The sequence below is a fragment of the Flavobacterium sp. GQ95 genome (genome assembly GCF_059758655.1).
In genome coordinates this window covers 250,955-270,276 of the sequence record NZ_JCAXEB010000007.1, presented here as the reverse complement: position 1 = coordinate 270,276, position 19,322 = coordinate 250,955, and the positions used below count along the sequence as shown (strand labels likewise).

Annotated in this window: 15 protein-coding genes; 6 read left to right on the top strand and 9 right to left on the bottom strand. The window is 34.5% G+C overall.

Annotation, left to right across the window (positions count from 1 at the left end; translation table 11 throughout):
* Positions 1–378 precede the first annotated feature (378 nt).
* From AC6CH4_RS15355 to AC6CH4_RS15315, 9 genes are all read right to left on the bottom strand, one after another.
* Entirely contained in the window at positions 379–1,995 is a 1,617-nt protein-coding gene (locus AC6CH4_RS15355; RefSeq protein ID WP_498104414.1) for a UxaA family hydrolase, read from the bottom strand.
* An 81-nt stretch (positions 1,996–2,076) separates the two neighbouring features.
* Positions 2,077–3,519 carry a tagaturonate reductase gene (locus AC6CH4_RS15350; protein ID WP_498104412.1) on the bottom strand — a complete coding sequence of 481 codons (1,443 nt, stop codon included), beginning with the start codon at positions 3,517–3,519 and terminating at the stop codon, positions 2,077–2,079.
* Positions 3,520–3,739: 220 nt separating this feature from the next.
* Complete coding sequence (locus AC6CH4_RS15345) at positions 3,740–4,408, bottom strand: bifunctional 4-hydroxy-2-oxoglutarate aldolase/2-dehydro-3-deoxy-phosphogluconate aldolase (protein WP_074661805.1); 669 nt, start codon at positions 4,406–4,408, stop codon at positions 3,740–3,742.
* Positions 4,409–4,418: 10 nt separating this feature from the next.
* Complete coding sequence (locus AC6CH4_RS15340; protein WP_498104410.1) at positions 4,419–5,441, bottom strand: PfkB family carbohydrate kinase; 1,023 nt, start codon at positions 5,439–5,441, stop codon at positions 4,419–4,421.
* A 99-nt stretch (positions 5,442–5,540) separates the two neighbouring features.
* A complete protein-coding gene (gene uxaC / locus AC6CH4_RS15335) occupies positions 5,541–6,947 on the bottom strand; it encodes a glucuronate isomerase (protein WP_498104408.1) in 1,407 nt (468 codons plus the stop codon).
* Positions 6,948–6,972: 25 nt separating this feature from the next.
* Positions 6,973–7,761, bottom strand: a complete 789-nt coding sequence (locus tag AC6CH4_RS15330; protein WP_498104406.1) for a gluconate 5-dehydrogenase — start codon at positions 7,759–7,761, stop codon at positions 6,973–6,975.
* 5 nt (positions 7,762–7,766) lie between these two features.
* A complete protein-coding gene (gene kduI / locus AC6CH4_RS15325) occupies positions 7,767–8,603 on the bottom strand; it encodes a 5-dehydro-4-deoxy-D-glucuronate isomerase (protein WP_498104404.1) in 837 nt (278 codons plus the stop codon).
* 88 nt (positions 8,604–8,691) lie between these two features.
* On the bottom strand, positions 8,692–10,008 hold the full coding sequence (locus AC6CH4_RS15320; RefSeq protein ID WP_498104402.1) for an MFS transporter: 1,317 nt from the start codon (positions 10,006–10,008) through the stop codon (positions 8,692–8,694).
* A gap of 45 nt (positions 10,009–10,053) precedes the next feature.
* A complete protein-coding gene (locus AC6CH4_RS15315) occupies positions 10,054–11,520 on the bottom strand; it encodes an MFS transporter (protein ID WP_498104401.1) in 1,467 nt (488 codons plus the stop codon).
* Between the two features lie 436 nt (positions 11,521–11,956).
* Between AC6CH4_RS15315 and AC6CH4_RS15310 the strand changes: the two genes are divergently transcribed.
* From AC6CH4_RS15310 to AC6CH4_RS15285, 6 genes are all read left to right on the top strand, one after another.
* Positions 11,957–12,895: an alpha/beta hydrolase gene (locus tag AC6CH4_RS15310; RefSeq protein ID WP_498104399.1), complete on the top strand. Its 939-nt coding sequence runs from the start codon at positions 11,957–11,959 to the stop codon at positions 12,893–12,895.
* A gap of 1,135 nt (positions 12,896–14,030) precedes the next feature.
* Complete coding sequence (locus tag AC6CH4_RS15305) at positions 14,031–14,345, top strand: hypothetical protein (protein ID WP_498104397.1); 315 nt, start codon at positions 14,031–14,033, stop codon at positions 14,343–14,345.
* Between the two features lie 220 nt (positions 14,346–14,565).
* Positions 14,566–15,255, top strand: a complete 690-nt coding sequence (locus AC6CH4_RS15300) for a hydrolase (RefSeq protein WP_498104395.1) — start codon at positions 14,566–14,568, stop codon at positions 15,253–15,255.
* A 145-nt stretch (positions 15,256–15,400) separates the two neighbouring features.
* A complete protein-coding gene (locus tag AC6CH4_RS15295; RefSeq protein ID WP_498104393.1) occupies positions 15,401–17,185 on the top strand; it encodes an amidohydrolase in 1,785 nt (594 codons plus the stop codon).
* A gap of 3 nt (positions 17,186–17,188) precedes the next feature.
* A complete protein-coding gene (locus tag AC6CH4_RS15290) occupies positions 17,189–18,556 on the top strand; it encodes an alginate export family protein (protein WP_498104391.1) in 1,368 nt (455 codons plus the stop codon).
* A gap of 24 nt (positions 18,557–18,580) precedes the next feature.
* Complete coding sequence (locus AC6CH4_RS15285) at positions 18,581–19,144, top strand: 2'-5' RNA ligase family protein (protein ID WP_498104389.1); 564 nt, start codon at positions 18,581–18,583, stop codon at positions 19,142–19,144.
* Positions 19,145–19,322: the final 178 nt, after the last annotated feature.

Here is a 19,322-nt window from a genome sequence, read left to right as displayed (position 1 = left end):
ATTTCGAGGAACGAGAAATCACATCCAGAGAGCGACGAACTGTAAGTCCGTAATATTAAAACATAGCCCGTGGTTTCAACCACGGGGATCCGGATTGTCATGATGATTGTGTCCCATAGATTGTGTCCCCGTGGTTGAAACCACGGGCTATATTTAGGTTACTGATGTTTAAATTGTTTCGCCTGTTCGCTGTCGCTCGGGTCCAAATTATGTCGCCAATCTTTGTAGAGTTTCATGTGTGATTTGCTTCGCCTGTCGCTGTCGCTCGAGTATCCTCCGAAATGGCATAAAATAAAAACGAAAGGCAGCCCTTAAATGAGCTGCCTTTACTAAGTATCGCATATAAAACTTACATGCCTTATATGGTGAAAAAAAATCTTATAGCGAAACTCCTCTTTTCCAAGGAATAAAGTCGTTTTGATTTAAAATTGCAGCTTTCGTTTTGATCGTTCCACTTGCAACATCAATAATAAACTCAAGCATTTCGTCTGCCATTTCATCGATTGATTTTTCTCCAGTGATGATTCCACCAGTGTCAATATCAATAATATCAGACATCTTTCTAGCCAATTCCGTGTTAGATGATATCTTCACAACCGGCGCAATTGGGTTACCTGTTGGAGTTCCTAAACCTGTTGTAAATAACACCATATTAGCTCCTGAACCTACCATTGCAGTTGTACATTCAACATCATTTCCTGGCGTACATAACAATGTAAAGCCTGCTTCATTAATATATTCTCCATAATCGTAAACACCTACAATTGGTGAAGTCCCTCCTTTTTTAGCAGCACCAGCCGATTTCATTGCGTCTGTAATCAAACCGTCTTTAATGTTACCTGGAGATGGATTCATATCAAATCCTGAACCTGCATCTACAACTGTTTTTTCGTACCATTGCATTAGGTCTAAGAAACGCTTTCCGTCCTTATCATCTACACAACGGTTTACTAATTCCTGTTCTACTCCACATAATTCAGGAAATTCAGAAAGAATTGTAGTTCCTCCTAAAGCAACTAAATGATCAGATAACACTCCTAATGTTGGATTAGCTGAAATTCCGGAGAATCCGTCAGAACCACCACACTCTAAACCAATTCTTAATTTAGATAAAGGAGCTGGTTCTCTTTTTATTTCATTCGCTTTTTTGATTGCTTCAAAAGTATCTTTTACAACACTACTCAACATCGTTTCAATTGTTCCGATTTGTTGTTGATCGTAAATCAAGACAGGTTTTTTACTATTTGGATTAATCGCATCCAAAGCATCTTTGAAGATCTGAATTTGAAGATTCTGACATCCTAAACTCAAAACAGTAGCTCCTGCAACGTTTGGATTGTTTACATAACCGGCTAATAGCTTAGCTAAACTATGCGAATCCTGACGAATTCCACCACATCCACCTTGATGCGTGATAAACTTTACTTCGATATTATTGAATAAATTAGCATCGTTAGAAGCCGCTTCATTACCAGCACCACCTGTTTCTGTTTTTACCAAAGAACGAAGTAACAATTGATAATCGTTCTCTTTTGGCTTCATTAATTCTTTCTCAAAAATATCTTTTAAGATTTCGATATTTCTGTTTTCACAAAAAACTAGTGGAAAAAACAACCAAACATTTTCAGTTCCAACCTGTCCGTCTTCTCTGTGATAGCCCTGCCATGTTCTGTCTTTCCATTTATCAATATTTGGAGAATTCCAGCCAATAGTCTCTGTTTTACCAGTTACTTTATCACTCTCGTGTTTTACGTTTGCAGTAGAAAGCAATCCTCCTTTTTCGATTCTTGCACTTGCTTTACCAACCAATACACCATACATAATAATGCGGTCTCCTACATTAAAAGGATCCATTGCAATTTTATGTTTCATTTTTACATCAGATTCGATAGTGATATCTTGTCCTTCAAAGTTGATTACTTCGCCAGCAACCAGATTAACTAATGCAACAGCAACGTTATCTGAAGGGTTTACTTTTATTAATTTTTTTTGCATGATCGTTTTTTTTTAAAGTTGCTAAGTTTCTAAGATACTAAGTTGCTAAGATGTGTCTCAAAAAGTTAAAAACTATTCCAATTAATACTGTTTGCTGAAATTAGCAAAACCTTTTTCTATTCCGTTTTCTTCAATTTCATTTAAGGCCAATACTAAAGCTTCCGATAAACCTTTTACTTGAGTTAAATCTTCTCCCCAAAAGTCAGTGTTAGCTAATACTTTAGCTACAACTAAATCTGCAGATCCTAATTGCCAGGCGTTTTTAAATGCTTCAACTATCTCTGGAGAATCTTTAACAGGTAATGCTTCGTTATTCCAGGTTCCTTTGTAGAACTGGATTAAACTCGCTAATGAAAAAGTCAAATTAACAGGCAATTTTTTGTTAGCATTATAATATCCTAATAAACTAGGCAAAACTCTTACTTTGAATTTTGAGATAGAATTTAGGGCAATATCAGCAAGTGCATGTTTGATAAATGGATTCTTAAATCGGTCCATTACTTCCTCAGAATAGGCAGTAATTTCATTTTTGTCCATATCAAGCGTTTCACTAATTTCACCAATAACGCTGTTTACGAATTTTCCGGTAAAATCTCCGTTAACCGTTTCCATTACTAATTTGTTACCATACAAAAGCGAAAAAGGAACCATTGCCGTGTGTGCACCGTTTAGAATACGAACTTTAATCATTTTAAAAGGACGAATATCATCAACGATTTTTACATTCAAATCTGTTTTGTCAAAAGGTAATTTTGCTTTTAAAGCATCGCCACCTTCAATAGCCCAAAGGAAGAAAGGTTCAGCAGCAACAATTAAATTGTCCTGATAATCTAATTTATTATTGTATTCTTCAATTTCAGCTCTTGGATATCCAGGAACAATTCTGTCAACCAAAGTACTGTGATACGTACAAGCATCTGATACCCATGTTTTAAACGCATCCTCTAATTTCCATAAATCAACATATTGCAAAATATATTTTTTCAGCGTCTCTGAGTTATAATCAATCAATTCACAAGGAATGATAGTTACTGCTTTAGAAGCATCTCCATTGAAATGTTTGAATCTTTCATATAATAAAACAGTCAGCTTTGCAGGAAATGAAACTGGCGGTTGCATATCCGGAGTATCACTTTCAATGAATTCAATTCCAGCTTCAGTAGTATTTGAAACAATAAATTGAAGTTCTTCTTCTTTTGCCAAAGCTAAATAATCCGCAAATTGAGTATATGGATTTATAGCTTTTACAATGTTGGTAATTAACTCAATATCTTGTATTTTTTCGCCTTTTTTAATTCCGTTCATAAACAAAGTATAAAGACCGTCCTGATCATTAATCATGTTTACCATACCGTCTTTCAAAGGTTGAACCATTGCAATACCGGCATTAAAATCAACTTCTTTATTTAGTTTGTGAAAAGCGTAATCAACAAAAGCTCTCAAGAAATTCCCTTCTCCAAACTGAACTACTTTAATTGGCTGTAATTTTTCTAATCCTGTATTTTTTCTGTTTAACTGTTTCATTTTAATTCATTAAAGTGTTATAAATAACCACGATAAATACCTTATTGCTTTATAAGAAGTTCTTTTTAATTGTAAAAGAAACATTACACTTGTAAGAGTAAAATACAATTTGCTGTGAGGAGTGACAAACTGTATTTAGCAAGCGTAATGCTCAATTACAAAACGTTAAATCTAAAAAAAACTGCAATCTAAATAAGGAATCGGTATGATTACTCCTTATTTATTTTCTAATATTTTTGATGATATCCAAAACCTGACTTACTTTGTTTTTTAATCCGTCAAAGTCATTTTTATCTAATATATCTTTCGAAATTAATTGGGATCCAAGACCCACACAAGTTGCTCCCGCGTTCAGCCATGAAGACAAACTTTCTACTGTTGGGTAAACACCTCCGGTTGGCATAATATTCGTCCATGGGCATGGTCCTTTTATTGCTTTAATAAACTCTGGTCCATAAATATCAGCAGGAAATAATTTCACAATTTCACAACCTAATTCTTCAGCTCTTGCAATCTCAGAAAGTGTTCCGCAACCTGGTGACCACAATACTTTACGACGGTTACATGCAATTGCAATATCTTCTCTAAAAACCGGTGTTACAATAAAATTAGCACCCAAACTCATATACAAGGACGCTGAAGCAGCATCAGTAATTGAACCAACTCCTAACATCATTCCCGGCAATTCAGCCAAAGCATATTTGTTTAAAGCTCCAAAAACTTCATGAGCAAAATCCCCTCTGCTGGTAAACTCCATTAATCGTGAACCACCATCATAACAGGCTTTTAAAACTTTCTTGCTTATTTCTATATCAGAATGAAAAAATAACGGTACCATTCCGTTGTCTTTCATTTGCTGCGCTACTTCAATTCTTGAATATTTTGCCATTTTTTATTTTTTATCTTGATACTAATCCGGCAGAATCACCACCTAGCATATTTTCAACTTCTTTTAATGTAACTAAATTATAATCTCCTGCAATTGTGTGTTTTAAGCAACAAGCTGCCACTGCAAAATCTAATGCTTTTTGATTATCATTTTTATATTGCGACAATCCGTAAATCAATCCTCCCATAAAAGCATCTCCACTTCCTACCCTGTCTACAACAGGTGTTACTTCTTTTACAGCAGCGTGATAAATTGCTTTTCCGTCAAATAAAACACCTCCGATTCGTTGGTGTGAAGCACTTACAGAATAACGTAAAGTTGTTGCCACAGTTTTTAAATTCGGAATCAAATCAAACAACTTCGTGTATAAAACAGGAAGCGATTTTTCATCCTGATAATTTGGATTCACTTTAGGAATTCCCAACATAAAATAAGCTGTATCAATATCTCCTAAAATAACGTTGCTATATTGCAGCATTTCCGGCATCACCTCACTTGGAGTTTTACCATACTGCCATAATTTTGATCTGTAATTTAAATCACATGAAATCGGAATTCCCATTTTATGTGCCACTTTAATAGCTTCTAAACAAGCTTCTGCAGCACTTTGAGAAATTGCAGGTGTAATTCCACTCCAGTGAAACCAGGTAGCACCTTCCAATACTTTTTCCCAGTTAATAAGTCCTTTTTCAATAGTTGCCATCGAGCTGTGCGCGCGGTCATACACTACATTACTTCCTCTTGTTCCGGCACCTGTTTCAAGAAAATAGATTCCTAAGCGCTCTCCTCCAAAAATGATATTTTTAGATTCTACGTTCATTTTTCGCATTTCTTTCAACGCAGATCCACCAATTTCGTTCTCAGGCAGTCTTGTTACAAACTCAGCATTTAAGCCATAATTTGCCAAAGACACACAAACATTAAACTCTCCACCTCCATAAGAAGCGCCAAATGCTGTAGATTGTGAAAAACGCAGGTGTCGTTCTGTCGAAAGACGTAACATAATTTCACCGAATGCAACTATTTTACTCATATTGTTTTATTGTTTTACCAGTAAAGTTTTATTAATCAAACTATAGAAAAATTTTTCTTCTTGCCTCTTTCGTCTATTTTCTATATTCTATATTCTCAATTAAAATTTAAAATATTCTTTTGCATTGTTATATGAAATATCAGAAACCAATTTTCCAATCCATTCCATATCAGCAGGAAGTTCCCCTCTTTGAATTTCATCTCCTAAAAGATTACAAAGAATACGTCTGAAATATTCATGTCTTGGGAAAGATAAAAAGCTTCTTGAATCTGTCAACATTCCTACGAAACAGCTAATTAACCCCATGTTTGAAAGGGCATTTAATTGCTTTGTCATTCCGTCTTTCTGATCTAAAAACCACCATCCTGAACCAAATTGTACTTTACCTCTAACGCTTCCGTCATTAAAGTTTCCAATCATCGTAGCCATAACTTCGTTATCAGCAGGATTCAGGTTATAAATAATTGTTTTTGTTAATTTATCTTTGCTATCTAATGCATTTAAGAAAGAAGATAGTTTTTGTGCTTGCGGATAATCTCCAATAGAATCCCAACCTGTATCAGGACCTAAAATTCTGTGCATACGGGCATTATTATTTCTCAATGCACCTAAGTGAAATTGTTGTACCCATCCAAATTCATGGTATGTTTCTGTTAAGAACAACAAAATTGCGCTTTGAAATTTCAATGCTTCTTCCGGAGTTATAATTTGATTTTCTCTTTTCTTTTTGAAAATTGAAGCTATTTCAGCTTCAGTAAAGTTTTCAAAATAAATTTGATCCAAACCATGATCACTTAATTTACATCCGTTTTGATTAAAGAATTCAATTCTTTTTCTCAAAGCATCACGCAAATCTGCGTAAGTATTAATCGCAATACCGGATACATCCCCCAATGTATCCAGGTATGCGTTATAGCCATCATTAGAAATTAAGATCGCTTTATCTGGTCTGAAAGCAGTGCTCATTTTTGTTCCAATTGGATTTTTTGTCAGTTTTTGATGAAACTCCAAAGTATCAATTGGATCTTCAGTAGTACAAACTAATTCAGCGTTTACTTTTTTAAGCAAGTTTTGTGTGCTGTAAGCTTCTGATTTTATTTTTTCAGAAGTTTCGATATATATTTTCTCAGCTGATTTCTCATTCAATAAATCATAAATATCAAAATAACGAGCCAATTCTAAGTGTGTCCAGTGGTACAAAGGATTACGCATTGTATACGGAACTGTTTTTCCCCAGTTTAAGAACTTATCTTTATCTGAACCATTTCCGGTTACAAATTGTTCGTTAATCCCCAAGGTACGCATCGCACGCCATTTGTAGTGATCGCCATTGATCCAAACCTGTGTGATATTGTCAAAAATTTTATCTTCAGCAATAAATTGTGGGTTCAGGTGATTGTGATAATCTATGATAGGCTGATTTTTTGAGTAATTGTGATATAACTCTTCAGCGTATTTATTTTCAAGTAAAAAATTGTCGTTTATGAATGTTTTATTTGAGCTCATTTCTTTTTAAATATAATTGAGAAAATTATTCGTTTGATGGTTTACCAATAGTTGCTAAAATTCCGCCATCAACATATAAAATATGCCCGTTAACAAAATCACTTGCTTTTGATGATAAAAATATCGCAGCTCCGGCTAAATCACTTGCATCTCCCCATTTTGCTGCTGGAGTTCTGCTGATGATGAAGTCGTTAAAAGGATGTCCGTCAACTCTGATTGGTTTAGTTTGCTCAGTAGCAAAATAACCAGGTCCAATTCCGTTGATTTGAACATTGTGTTTTGCCCATTCCGTCGCCATATTTTTAGTCAGCATTTTCAAACCGCCTTTTGCAGCAGCATAAGCACCAACAGTACTACGACCTAATTCGCTCATCATCGAACAAATGTTGATTATTTTTCCTTGTTTTCTTTCAATCATTCCTTTGGCAACATGCTTTGAAACAATAAAAGGAGAAACTAAATCAATATCAATAACTTCTTTAAAATCGGCAACTTCCATATCTATTAACGGAATTCTTTTAATGATTCCCGCGTTATTAATCAAAATATCAATTGGTCCAACTTCACTTTGTATTTTTGCTACGGCAGCCATAACTTCCTGCTCATCGGTTACATTAAATCTATAACCAACAGCGTTTATTCCTTGATTCTGAAGTTCTTTTACAGCATCATCAATTTTCTGTTGAGAAGAATTACCATTTACGATAATTGTCGCTCCTGCCTCACCTAATCCTTTTGCCATTGCCATTCCCAGTCCGTGTGTACTTCCTGTGATCAAAGCAACTTTTCCTTTTATATCAAATAAGTTTGTCATGATTCTTATCTTAAGTCAGTTATTTTACAAACATCCATATCACCATAATCTAAATTCTCACCGGCCATTCCCCAGATAAAAGTATAATTACTAGTTCCAGAACCAGAATGTATAGACCATGGTGGAGAAATAACTGCCTGATGATTGTTCATCCAGATATGTCTTGTTTCTTGTGGTTGTCCCATAAAGTGGCAAACAGCCTGATTTTCCGGAATATCTAAATAGAAATAAACTTCCATTCTACGATCATGTACGTGAGCTGGCATTGTATTCCAAACACTTCCTGGTCGTAACTCCGTCATTCCCATTTGCAATTGGCAAGTCGTAACCACACCACCAATAATCATTTGATTTACTGTACGGTGATTCGCCGTTTCCATTGTACCTAACTGTAATTTATTAGCTTGTTCTAAACTTACTTTTACAGTTGGATAATGCGTATGAGCCGGTGCAGAGTTTATGTAAAATTTAGCTGGATTTTTACTGTCAGCACTTTTAAAAATTACCTCTTTATTTCCGCTTCCGATATATAAAGCATCTTTAAAATCTAATTCATAAGATGTTCCTTCAACAACAACAGAACCACTTCCTCCAACATTGATGATTCCCATTTCTCTTCTTTCTAAAAAATAACCCGCTTTAAGAGGATCAATAGATTCCAGAGTCAGATCTTTTACAGGAACAGCAGAACCAGCAATATATCGATCATAATGAGAATACGTTAATACGATTTCATTCTCCTGCATTAAATCATCAATTAAGAATTCATTTCTTAATTGTTGTGTGTCATATTGTTTTACTGCTTCAGGGCTTGACGCGTATCTTGAACTATATTTTGTCATAATTTTTATTTTAATGTAATCGATTGCACAAAATTATATTTTTATCTTCAAATATCATAATACAAATGAAAATTTATTTGTGTAAATTTTACACTTCTACTTTTTTCATTCGGGGAACTAAAATATGCATAATCAGCCAAGCCAGTAAATATGAGCCTCCACAGATACAAAACATAATAAAATAGCCTGTTTCTATTTTTCCTAATTTAGTATAGTAAACAAACATATTTTTTTGAACCACTAAAGTTAGTAAAATTCCGCCAAGTGCTCCGAACATTCCGCCAATTCCTGTTACTGAAGCAGTTGCCTTTTTTGGAAACATATCCGATACTGTTGTAAAGATATTAGCGCTCCAGGCCTGATGTGCAGAAACTGCAAAACCAATTACCAAAATAGCCCACCACATGTTTATTGATCCTAAATATTGAGAAAATAATACTGGTAAAACGGCGAAAGCGTAGATCAACATACTTGTTTTACGCGCTTTGTAAGCTGGCCAGTTTTTTTCAATTAATTTTAATGGTAACCATCCTCCACCAATACTTCCGACACTTCCAATAACATATACCAAAGCACAAGGCCAGATAATTTCTGTAGCCGAAAGTTTATATTCCTTCATTAAGAAATCAGGTAACCAGAATAGATAGAACCACCAAACCGGATCTGTCAGTAATTTCCCAATGGCAAAAGCCCAGGTTTGACGAAAAGTAAGCAACTTAAACCATGAAACTTTCTCCGTATCTTCAACTTCAGTTGTAACTACTTTATCTGAATTGATATATTCTAATTCAGCCTGAGATAAACGTTTTTGTTTTTCCGGTACTTCATAGAAAATAAACCATAATACCAGCCAGACAAAACCAACAATTCCGGTTAAGATGAAAGCCCATTGCCAGCCATAATTTTCAGCAATAAATGGCACGGAAAGCGGAACAATTATAGCTCCGATATTACTTCCTGAATTAAAAATACCTGTTGCTAAAGCTCTTTCTTTTTGTGGAAACCATTCAGCCGTAGCTTTGATCGCAGCAGGAAAATTTCCTGCTTCTGTAATTCCTAAAAATATACGAGCTATTAAAAAACCAGGTGTTCCTGTTGCCAATGCGTGACCAATTGCTGCCAAACTCCATAAACCGGTTGCAATAGCATAACCAATTTTAGTTCCCAATTTATCAATAATACCTCCTGCAACCAGCATTCCTAGTGCATAGGCAATTTTAAAAGCCAATTCAATATTAGAATAATCAATAACTTCCTGCTCTGGTGTCCAGTGAAAAGCCTCTGCCATAAAAGGTCGGAGGTAACTTATTACATTTCGATCTAAATAATTTACTGTAGTAGCAAAAAATACTAAACCGCATATTGTCCATCGGTACTTTCCGATTGCTTCGTTGGTTTGATTCATAATTTTGAGTTGGTTTGGTTGGTTAGTTAGTTGGTTTGGATTTTATTATAAATCCGTAATTGGGCTGTATTTAGGAACCAAAGATTTCATCACAATCCAACCTGTCAAATAACAAACAGCACAAATTGAAAAGATGATAAAATAGCCAGCTTCAATTCCTTTAAAGCCCATAAAAGCCATATTAGTTTCTTTTGTATAATCGAATAACATTCCTGATCCTTTGTTAATTAAAGTCGAACCAATACCTCCTGCCAAGCCACCAATACCCGTAATCGTCGCAATTGCTTTTTTAGGAAACATATCTCCAACTGTCGTAAAAATATTTGCTGACCATGATTGGTGTGCAGCACCTGCAATACCAATGATGATAACTGGCAACCAATAACTGATATAACCTAGAGGTTGTGCTATCAATGCCAATAATGGAAAAAATGCAAAAATCAACATCGCTCTCATTCTTCCTTCGTACGGATTCATTCCTTTCTTTTCGACAAAATAAGTTGGCAACCAACCTCCAATGATAGAAAGTAAAGTAATCATATAAAGTACAAATAATGGTAAAGCTGCTTCTGTAGAATCCATTCCGTAAACTGAACTCAAATAGGCTGGTGTCCAGAATAAAAAGAACCACCAAACACCATCAGTCATAAATTTTCCGAAAGCAAAAGCCCATGTTTGTTTGTATTTAAAACAATCTATAAATGAAACTTTTGTTCTGGTATCAAGAACATATCCAACTAATTTACTATCAGCAATGTCATCTTGTTGAATATATTCTAATTCGGCAGCGCTAACTTTTGGGTGTCTTTCTGGTTTATCATACATAAAAACCCAAAATCCCATCCACACAAAACCTAAAGCACCAATAATGATAAACGACATTTCCCATCCAAAAGATTTCGCAATAAACGGAATCGAAATTGGAGCAGCCAGTGCCCCAACTGTTGCGCCTGCGTTAAAAATACTGGTAGAAAATGCTCTGTCTTTTTTAGGAAAATATTCTGCAGTAGTTTTGATCGCTGCAGGAAAGTTCCCTGCCTCACCTATCGCTAAAACAAAGCGGGCAAAAATAAACAAGCTTACGCTTACATTAATTACCATTCCGGTATCGTTAACCGTTCTAATAACCTCTTTTGCACCTTCAAAACCTACAAACCAATTTCCTGTGATAATTCCAGATGTTGCAATTCCACAAAAAGCATGTAAACATGCTCCAATGGACCAAATTCCAATAGCCCATAAAAAACCTTTTTTGGTATCTAACCAATCCACGAATCTTCCGGCAAAAAGTAATGATACAGCGTAAAAAATGGAGAATAATGCGGTGATATTTCCGTAATCATTATTTGTCCAATGAAATTCAGGAGCTATAAAATCGTTCCATGTCAAGGAAAGAACCTGTCTGTCTAAGTAGTTGATAGTAGTTGCAAAAAACAACAATGCACATATACTCCAACGATATCTTCCTGTTGATTTAGTAGTTTTACTAGAAATTTCATTTGTTTGATTCATGGTAACGGTTTTATTCTAAATTTATATTTTTTGGTCCTCGGGTTAATCAATTTATTTCTGACTCAGATCTTCAAAATCAACAGGTTAATGCAATAAAAACAAATTAATGTAATCGATTGCACAAATATACTTTTAAATCTTAATAATACAAATAAATTGTTTAAAAAATTATTTTAATACGTTAAATTAACATTTCGCATAAAAAAATGAACCCAAAATTACACATTAAACAATATATATGTTAAATATCGACATGTGAAATTTGTCCGTTTCGTATGTCAAAATTGTACTAAAATCACTATTTGCAAATTGATTTATAAAGACTATTCCTATTGAATATTACAATTATCTAATATGTTATAAAATTGAAAAATCAATAAAAAATTCTAAATTTGAGTCTTTCCATAACAACTCAACTTAAATTAAACTTTATAAAGTGAAAAAACTAACACATTTAATAACTGCAAAATCAATATTTAACCTGATACTACTTTTTGGACTTACAAATCAATTACAGGCTCAAAATCAGGTAGTCCCACTTTGGAAAACGATTCCACAAGAAATCAAGGCTACTGACTATCAGGAAAAAGAAATTATAAAAGACGGAAAAGTACAAAGTACTAGTCAGGTTTCAATACCTACTTTAAGTATCTTTTTCACAAAAGAAATCAAACAAAATCAAACCGCCGTAATTATTCTGCCTGGTGGTGGTTATTCGCATTTAGCAATTGATAAGGAAGGAACAAAAGTTGCGGAATGGCTTAATAGTTTAGGAATTGTAGCATTTGTTTTAAAATACAGATTACCAAACGATTTAATCATGACAAACAAAACTGTTGGCCCTTTACAGGACGCGCAGGAAGCCATGCGTATTGTACGCCTAAATGCCCCAAAATGGAATATTGATCCGAATAAAATTGGTATTATGGGATTTTCGGCAGGCGGACATTTAGCATCAACGCTATCAACTCATTATGATGAAAGAGTATATGAAACTTCATCAAAAATAAGCGCTCGTCCCGATTTTTCTCTTCTGATTTACCCTGTTGTATCTATGGAAAACGACATAACCCATAAAGGTTCGCAAACGAGTTTACTGGGAAATAATCCATCAAAAGACTTAATCGATTCCTTTTCGAATGAGAAAAAAGTAACAGCCCAAACTCCAACTACTTTTATTGTACATGCTACTGATGATACAGCGGTTTTACCGGAAAACAGTATCAATTATTATTTGGCACTCAAAAAAAATGGAGTTACATCTGAGTTACATTTATATGAAAGTGGCGGACATGGTTTCGGTTTAGGGGTAAAAGATACCAGTAAATTCTGGACCAGGGATTGTGAAGAATGGCTTAAGAGCCATGGATTTTGATATTTGCTCGTCTTTTTAAAATAGTTAACGGTTTCAACCGTTGGGACGCAATGTATGATCACAATTCATCATCAGGATCTGTCTCCCAAGGTTGAAACTTCGGGCTATATTGAATTACCGTCAAAAATATCCGATTTGATTGAACCATAGCCAACAGTTTCAATCGTTTGAACACAAATCAAGTCTCAAAGAGTTTAATAACATTGCAATCATTGCGTAAATCTTAGCGTTCCTTGCGGTTAGGCTTTAGGTTTTCAGAATTTGTGAAATAAAAAAGGGTTTTTAAATTTAGTTAACGTGTAACCAAATCTAAAAACCCCATAAAAATCAGACTCTCTTGTATGTCTTGCAAACTTACACAATGCATCCACGATCAAATGAATTCGTCAAATTTTCATTAAAAAAATTGTTTCTCCAAAAACAGTTTTAAGAAGAATATTATGCTGTAAAAAAAGGCAAAGCAGCATAACTTTTTGATCTTCTACGCCGCAAAACTACAAGCAACTTTTAAGAAAAACTTACGGTTTTCCTCATTTTTATGCATTTTTTTCACTTTTAACATTTTGTGTTTTTTCAATATGTTGTCTTTCTTCCAGTTAAACTTTTTTCTAAAAAATAAAAAAAAATATTTCTTAAAAACTTTGCAAGTAAAATACTTCAAAGTTTTTTTAAGTCGCTAAGATGCTAAGATTTATTTCTTATCCTAGATTAAGTTAGAATTGTGAATCATGAAATACATTTGCATAGTAGATTATAAGTTCTGTTATAAGCTGAAAAAAGAAAAGACTTAGAAACTTGAGATTTTAGAAACTCCGAATCTTTCTTATTCTAGATTAAGTTGAAACTATGAATTAAGAAATACATTTGTTTCTTAAAGTTGCTAAGATACTGAGTCGCTAAAATGCTAAGATTTGTTTCTTATTCTAGATTAAGTTAAAATAAGAATTTAAGAAATACATTTGTTTCTATAAAGTAGCTAAGCTAGTAAGGGACTAAGATGCTAAGATTTCGTTCTTATTCTAGATTAAGTTCAACTTAGAAATTATGAAATACATTTGTAAAGTAAATTAGAACTGAAAAGAAAAACTTAGTAGCTCAGAGCCTTAGGACCTTAGAACCTTTAAAACAGGAAAAAATGAAAATATTTGAATTCTTAATACTCGGAAAAAACGAACCCATTTTGGAGATTCTTCTTAGGCTGGTAAATGCTTATGAAAACTGGAATGCAGTAGGTTTTAATGACGAAAAAACAGCTCAGGAATATTTTCTAAACAACAAAATCGATATTGTTCTTTTGAGTTCCGGAATCGAAGATCATGTCGAAAAAGAGTTTACTTCTTTTTGTTTAAAACACCAACCTGATGTCGAAGTAATTGAGCATTTTGGCGGAGGAAGCGGTTTATTAAAATCAGAAATACAACACAGATTACATCTTAAAGGAAAAATTTAGGTACCAGAATTTTTCTCACCAATGCCATTTTATTAAAACATTTACGAAGATCGCCTAACCATTGACGATATATCGTTAAAATCACTATTGCCTTTTTTTAAAAAATCGTTATAAATCAACGCCTTGCAAACGAGGCACTGCTTTTGAACGCAATAAACTGAAAATCAAATTGAATATAAATTTTAAAAACCTTTTTATTAACACACAAAATTAAATTACCATGAAAAAATTAATCTCAACAGCAGTTTTATTATTCGTAACATTTATTGGATTCGCACAAAAACCAAGTGCTGCATTATTAAATCCAACCAATCATACTTTAGTTCTTATAGATTATGAAAGCCAAATGGCATTTGCAGTTGGTAGTACACCTATAGATCAGCTTCGCAACAATACCGCATTGGTTGCCGGTGCCTCAAAAATATTTAAAGTTCCAACAATAGTAACCACTGTTGCCGAAAAATCATTTAGCGGACCTGTTTTCCGTGAAGTCGAAGAATTTTATCCACAAAAAACTTCAAACTACATTGATCGTACTTCAATGAATACCTGGGAAGATGTTCCTGCTCACAAAGCTATTACCGAAAAAGGTAAAAAGAAACTTGTTTTTGGTGGTTTATGGACAAGCGTTTGTATCGTTGGGCCAACATTATCAGCTATAAGCGAAGGTTATGACGTTTATGTAATCACAGATGCAAGTGCAGACGTTTCTAAAGAAGCACACGAAATGGCTATTACACGTATGGTTCAGGCTGGTGCTCACCCAATCACTTCACTGCAATATTTATTAGAACTACAACGTGACTGGGCACGTCAGGAGACTTATGTTGCCGTTACAGATTTGGTTAAAAAATATGGTGGTGCTTATGGTGTGGGTGTTCAATATGCTCACGAAATGCTAAAACACTAAATTATTTATAAATTAAAAATTGGGAATTATAAATTAAAAAATTCTCCTAAATCTGCGAGAAATATTAAAATATGTTTTTAAATACTTTTAATTTTTAATTCTCAATTTTTAATTAAATCTACCAAAACCTAAACAAACCACTATTATGAAACCTAAACTTATAATATCAGCTTTACTTTTAATTCTTTATTTACCAATTTTCGCTCAGGGCAAAAGTGCCACACTTATCGTTCATCATGCGGTTATTCATACTTTGGATGATAAAAACACTATCGTGGAAGCCATGGCGGTTGCCGATGGAAAAATCCTGAAAACAGGAAAAAACAATGAAATCTTAAAATTAAAAAACAAAAACACCACGATAATTGATGCGAAAGGAAAAGTAATTATTCCGGGAATATTTGATTCTCACATGCACATTATCCGCGGAGGAAGATTTTTTAATACCGAATTACGCTGGGACGGCGTTCGTTCCTTAAAAAGAGCTTTGGCCATGCTAAAAGAACAGGCACAGAGAACACCAAAAGGACAATGGGTTCGCGTTGTTGGTGGCTGGAATGCTTATCAGTTTGAAGAAAAAAGATTACCTACTTTAGAAGAAATAAACGAAGCAACTGGCGATGTTCCAGCTTTCGTTTTACATCTATACGGACATGCTTATTTGAATAAAGCAGGCTTGCAGGCTTTAAAAATCGATTCTAATATGCCAAATCCAAACGGTGGATTGGTTGAAAAAGATGCAGCAGGAAATCCAACAGGATTATTAGTGGCAGAGCCAAACGCATTCATCTTATACTCTACCCTTTCAAAACTTCCTGAATTAACTCCGGATGAAAAAATAAATTCGACCAAACAATTTATGTCTGAAATGAATCGTCTTGGAGTAACCGCAATTATCGATGCAGGTGGCGGATTTCAAAACTTTCCTGACGATTATGGTGTAACAAATGGTTTATGCAAAGAAAGCGATTTGACAGTGCGAATGCCTTATTATTTATTTGCCCAAAAAGCAGGAAACGAATTAAACGATTATACCAAATGGGTCAGCACCGTCGAAATTGGCGAAGGCTGTGACGATCACGACGACGATAAAGTAGAATACCATGCACAAGGTGCGGGAGAAAATCTGGTCATGAGTGCCGGAGATTTTGAAAATTTCGACAAACCAAGACCCGAATTAAGTCCGGCGATGGAAGGGCAATTAAAATCGGTTTTATCATTATTGATTAAAAACAGATGGCCGTTTCGAATTCACGCGACTTACAACGAAAGCATTACTCGATTTTTAAATGTCATTGAAGAAATTGATAGAGAAACACCATTAAACGGATTATTATGGTTTTTCGATCACGGAGAAACCGTTTCAGTTGAAAATCTAAAAAGAATCAAAGCTTTAAACGGAGGTTTGGCAATTCAGCACAGAATGGCGTATCAAGGGGAAAGTTTTATAAAAAGATATGGGAAAACGGCTGCTGCAAACACGGTTCCGCTTAAAAAGATCCTTGAAATGGGTATCAAAGTCGGAATGGGGACCGACGGAACCCGTGTTGCCAGCTACAATCCATGGGTTGGTTTGTATTGGCTGACTACCGGAAAAACGTTGGGCGGCACAAAATACATGCTGGACGAAAATATTCAGGACAGAACTGCAGCTTTAAAATTATTCACTTACGGAAGTGCACAATTGATTAATTTAGAAAAAGACCGCGGCATGCTGAAAGCAAATAACTTAGCTGATTTCGTTATTCTTTCTGATGATTATTTCAATACTTCTGAAGAAAAAATTCTAAACATAGAATCAAAACTTACTGTTGTAAACGGCAAAGTAGTTTATGCCGACAATGACTTTAGAACTTATTCAAATCCAATTCCGAAAGCTATTCCGGAATGGAGTCCTGTAAATTATTTTGGAGGTTATCAAAAAAACTAAGTTATGAAAATGCTATTCCGATTATTGTTGCTTTTGGTATTCTTTTATACCGCAAATGCGCAACAAAAAATGACATTCCAAAAGTTACGATATGACGATGATGTAACTTATTTGAAAGATTCTACCAGAAATTGGTATGAAAAAATCAAATATATTCCACTTGGCCAAAACAATAAATATTACGCCACTATTGGTGGCGAAGCAAGATTACAATATACTTACACTGTAAATGATAAATGGGGCGATGATTCTGACGAAGGCGATGGCTATTTACTTTCTCGCTATTTGCTTCATGCCGATGTTCATTTAGGAGCTTTCAGAACTTTTGTTGAACTGCAAAGCAGCTTGGCCAACAGCAAAATTGATCCGAGTCCGGTGGATGAAAATGAATTGGATTTTCATCAGGCTTTTCTGGATATCGATTTTATTCAGAATGAAAACGAACGATTGACTTTACGTTCAGGAAGACAGGAAATGTCGTATGGTTCACAGCGATTAATAGCAGTTCGCGAAGGTCCAAACAGTCGACTTGCTTTTGATGCGATCAAATTATTTTATAAAAAAAACAATTGGCAGACAGACGCATTTTACACGCATCCAATCGCCAATAAACCCGGAACTTTTAATGACGGTTTCAATGAAAATGCGCAATTCTGGGGAAGTTATACTGTCATTCATAAAGTTCCATTCATCCAAAATATCGATTTTTATTATTTAGGATTATGGAAAAAAAGAGCTGTTTTTGATGATGCCATCGGAGAAGAAAATCGTCAGTCTATTGGGACCCGAATCTGGAAAAACAAAGGAAACTGGAAATATGATTTTGAAGGATTATATCAATTTGGAAACATAAATCAGAAATCCATATCGGCCTGGACGATTTCTTCTTTTGCCTGTTATACTTTTTCAGAAGTAAAATTCAAGCCTGAAATTGGCCTGAAAGCTGAAATTATTTCAGGAGATAAACATTCAGACGATAATCATTTGCAAACCTTTAATCCGTTGTATCCAAGAGGTGCTTATTTTGGATTAGTAGCTTTAATTGGGCCATCGAATTTAATTGACATTCATCCTTCCATTAATTTAGAATTGAGTCAAAAATTCAGCCTTGGATTTGATTATGATATATTTTGGAGACAAACTTTAAGTGATGGTATTTATGCCCCTAATATGCAACTTTTATATTCCGGAAAAGATACAAGCGAGCGTTTTATAGGTTCTCAGTTAATCTCTAATTTAGATTATACTGCAAATGATTTCCTTGCATTTACATTAGAATCTGGTTGGTTTAATGCCGGTTCATTCTTAAAAGAGGTCGGAACAGGGAAAGATTATTTTTATGCAGCTTTGACGGCTCAGTTTAAGTTTTAAATTTGCATAAAACCAAATCTTAAAATGGAGAAAAAATATTCAGTTGCCATTTATCCCTCACAAGAAGTTATTGATTCCGTCAAAACAATGAAGGATTATCTAAAAAGCAAAATAGATTGGTATAACAGCTGTAATTCTGTTGCACATATTACTATTTGTGAGTTTACCATTGCTGAATCTGAAATCGATAAAATCAAACAAAAACTTTTTAAGGTTTGTGATACGTTTACGCCTTTTCCTGTTTATTTAGATCACTTTGGATCTTATGAAAATAGCGGAGCCTTTTTTATTGCACCAAATGAAGATTCTAAAACAAAACTAAAACCGATCCTTAAAAAAACGCAGGAAACATTAAAACCTTTAAGTCTGAAAAAAAGCGACGATCCTCATCTGTCTATTGGAAGAAGATTAACTCCCGAAAATCTTAAAATAGCAGTACAACTTTTCACTACAATTGATATTAATGTTTTATGTTGTGAAATAGTCTTACGAGAATTGGATCCAATTAAAAAGCAGTTTTTTGTAATTGATACTATTCCATTCGGAAGTAATCCCATTCCAGAATTAATTCAGGGGAGTTTATTTTAACCGCAAGGTTCGCAAAGATTTACGCAAAGGGCGCTAGTAATTTCGCGCAAAGACGCAAAGTCGCAAAGAAAATAAACTTTGCGACTTTGCGTCTTTGCGCGATTAAATAATGCAGCTTTGCGCACCTCGCGTAAAACCCTTGCGAACCTTGCGGTTAAATCCACACAAACCAAGTAAC

Excerpts from the sequence above, each read along its gene's own strand:
- AC6CH4_RS15355 (WP_498104414.1), bottom strand. The coding sequence starts at position 1,995 with ATGCAAAAAAAATTAATAAAAGTAAACCCTTCAGATAACGTTGCTGTT.
- AC6CH4_RS15350 (WP_498104412.1), bottom strand. The coding sequence starts at position 3,519 with ATGAAACAGTTAAACAGAAAAAATACAGGATTAGAAAAATTACAGCCA.
- AC6CH4_RS15345 (WP_074661805.1), bottom strand. The coding sequence starts at position 4,408 with ATGGCAAAATATTCAAGAATTGAAGTAGCGCAGCAAATGAAAGACAAC.
- AC6CH4_RS15340 (WP_498104410.1), bottom strand. The coding sequence starts at position 5,441 with ATGAGTAAAATAGTTGCATTCGGTGAAATTATGTTACGTCTTTCGACA.
- uxaC (WP_498104408.1), bottom strand. The coding sequence starts at position 6,947 with ATGAGCTCAAATAAAACATTCATAAACGACAATTTTTTACTTGAAAAT.
- AC6CH4_RS15330 (WP_498104406.1), bottom strand. The coding sequence starts at position 7,761 with ATGACAAACTTATTTGATATAAAAGGAAAAGTTGCTTTGATCACAGGA.
- kduI (WP_498104404.1), bottom strand. The coding sequence starts at position 8,603 with ATGACAAAATATAGTTCAAGATACGCGTCAAGCCCTGAAGCAGTAAAA.
- AC6CH4_RS15320 (WP_498104402.1), bottom strand. The coding sequence starts at position 10,008 with ATGAATCAAACCAACGAAGCAATCGGAAAGTACCGATGGACAATATGC.
- AC6CH4_RS15315 (WP_498104401.1), bottom strand. The coding sequence starts at position 11,520 with ATGAATCAAACAAATGAAATTTCTAGTAAAACTACTAAATCAACAGGA.
- AC6CH4_RS15305 (WP_498104397.1), top strand. The coding sequence starts at position 14,031 with ATGAAAATATTTGAATTCTTAATACTCGGAAAAAACGAACCCATTTTG.
- AC6CH4_RS15300 (WP_498104395.1), top strand. The coding sequence starts at position 14,566 with ATGAAAAAATTAATCTCAACAGCAGTTTTATTATTCGTAACATTTATT.
- AC6CH4_RS15295 (WP_498104393.1), top strand. The coding sequence starts at position 15,401 with ATGAAACCTAAACTTATAATATCAGCTTTACTTTTAATTCTTTATTTA.
- AC6CH4_RS15290 (WP_498104391.1), top strand. The coding sequence starts at position 17,189 with ATGAAAATGCTATTCCGATTATTGTTGCTTTTGGTATTCTTTTATACC.
- AC6CH4_RS15285 (WP_498104389.1), top strand. The coding sequence starts at position 18,581 with ATGGAGAAAAAATATTCAGTTGCCATTTATCCCTCACAAGAAGTTATT.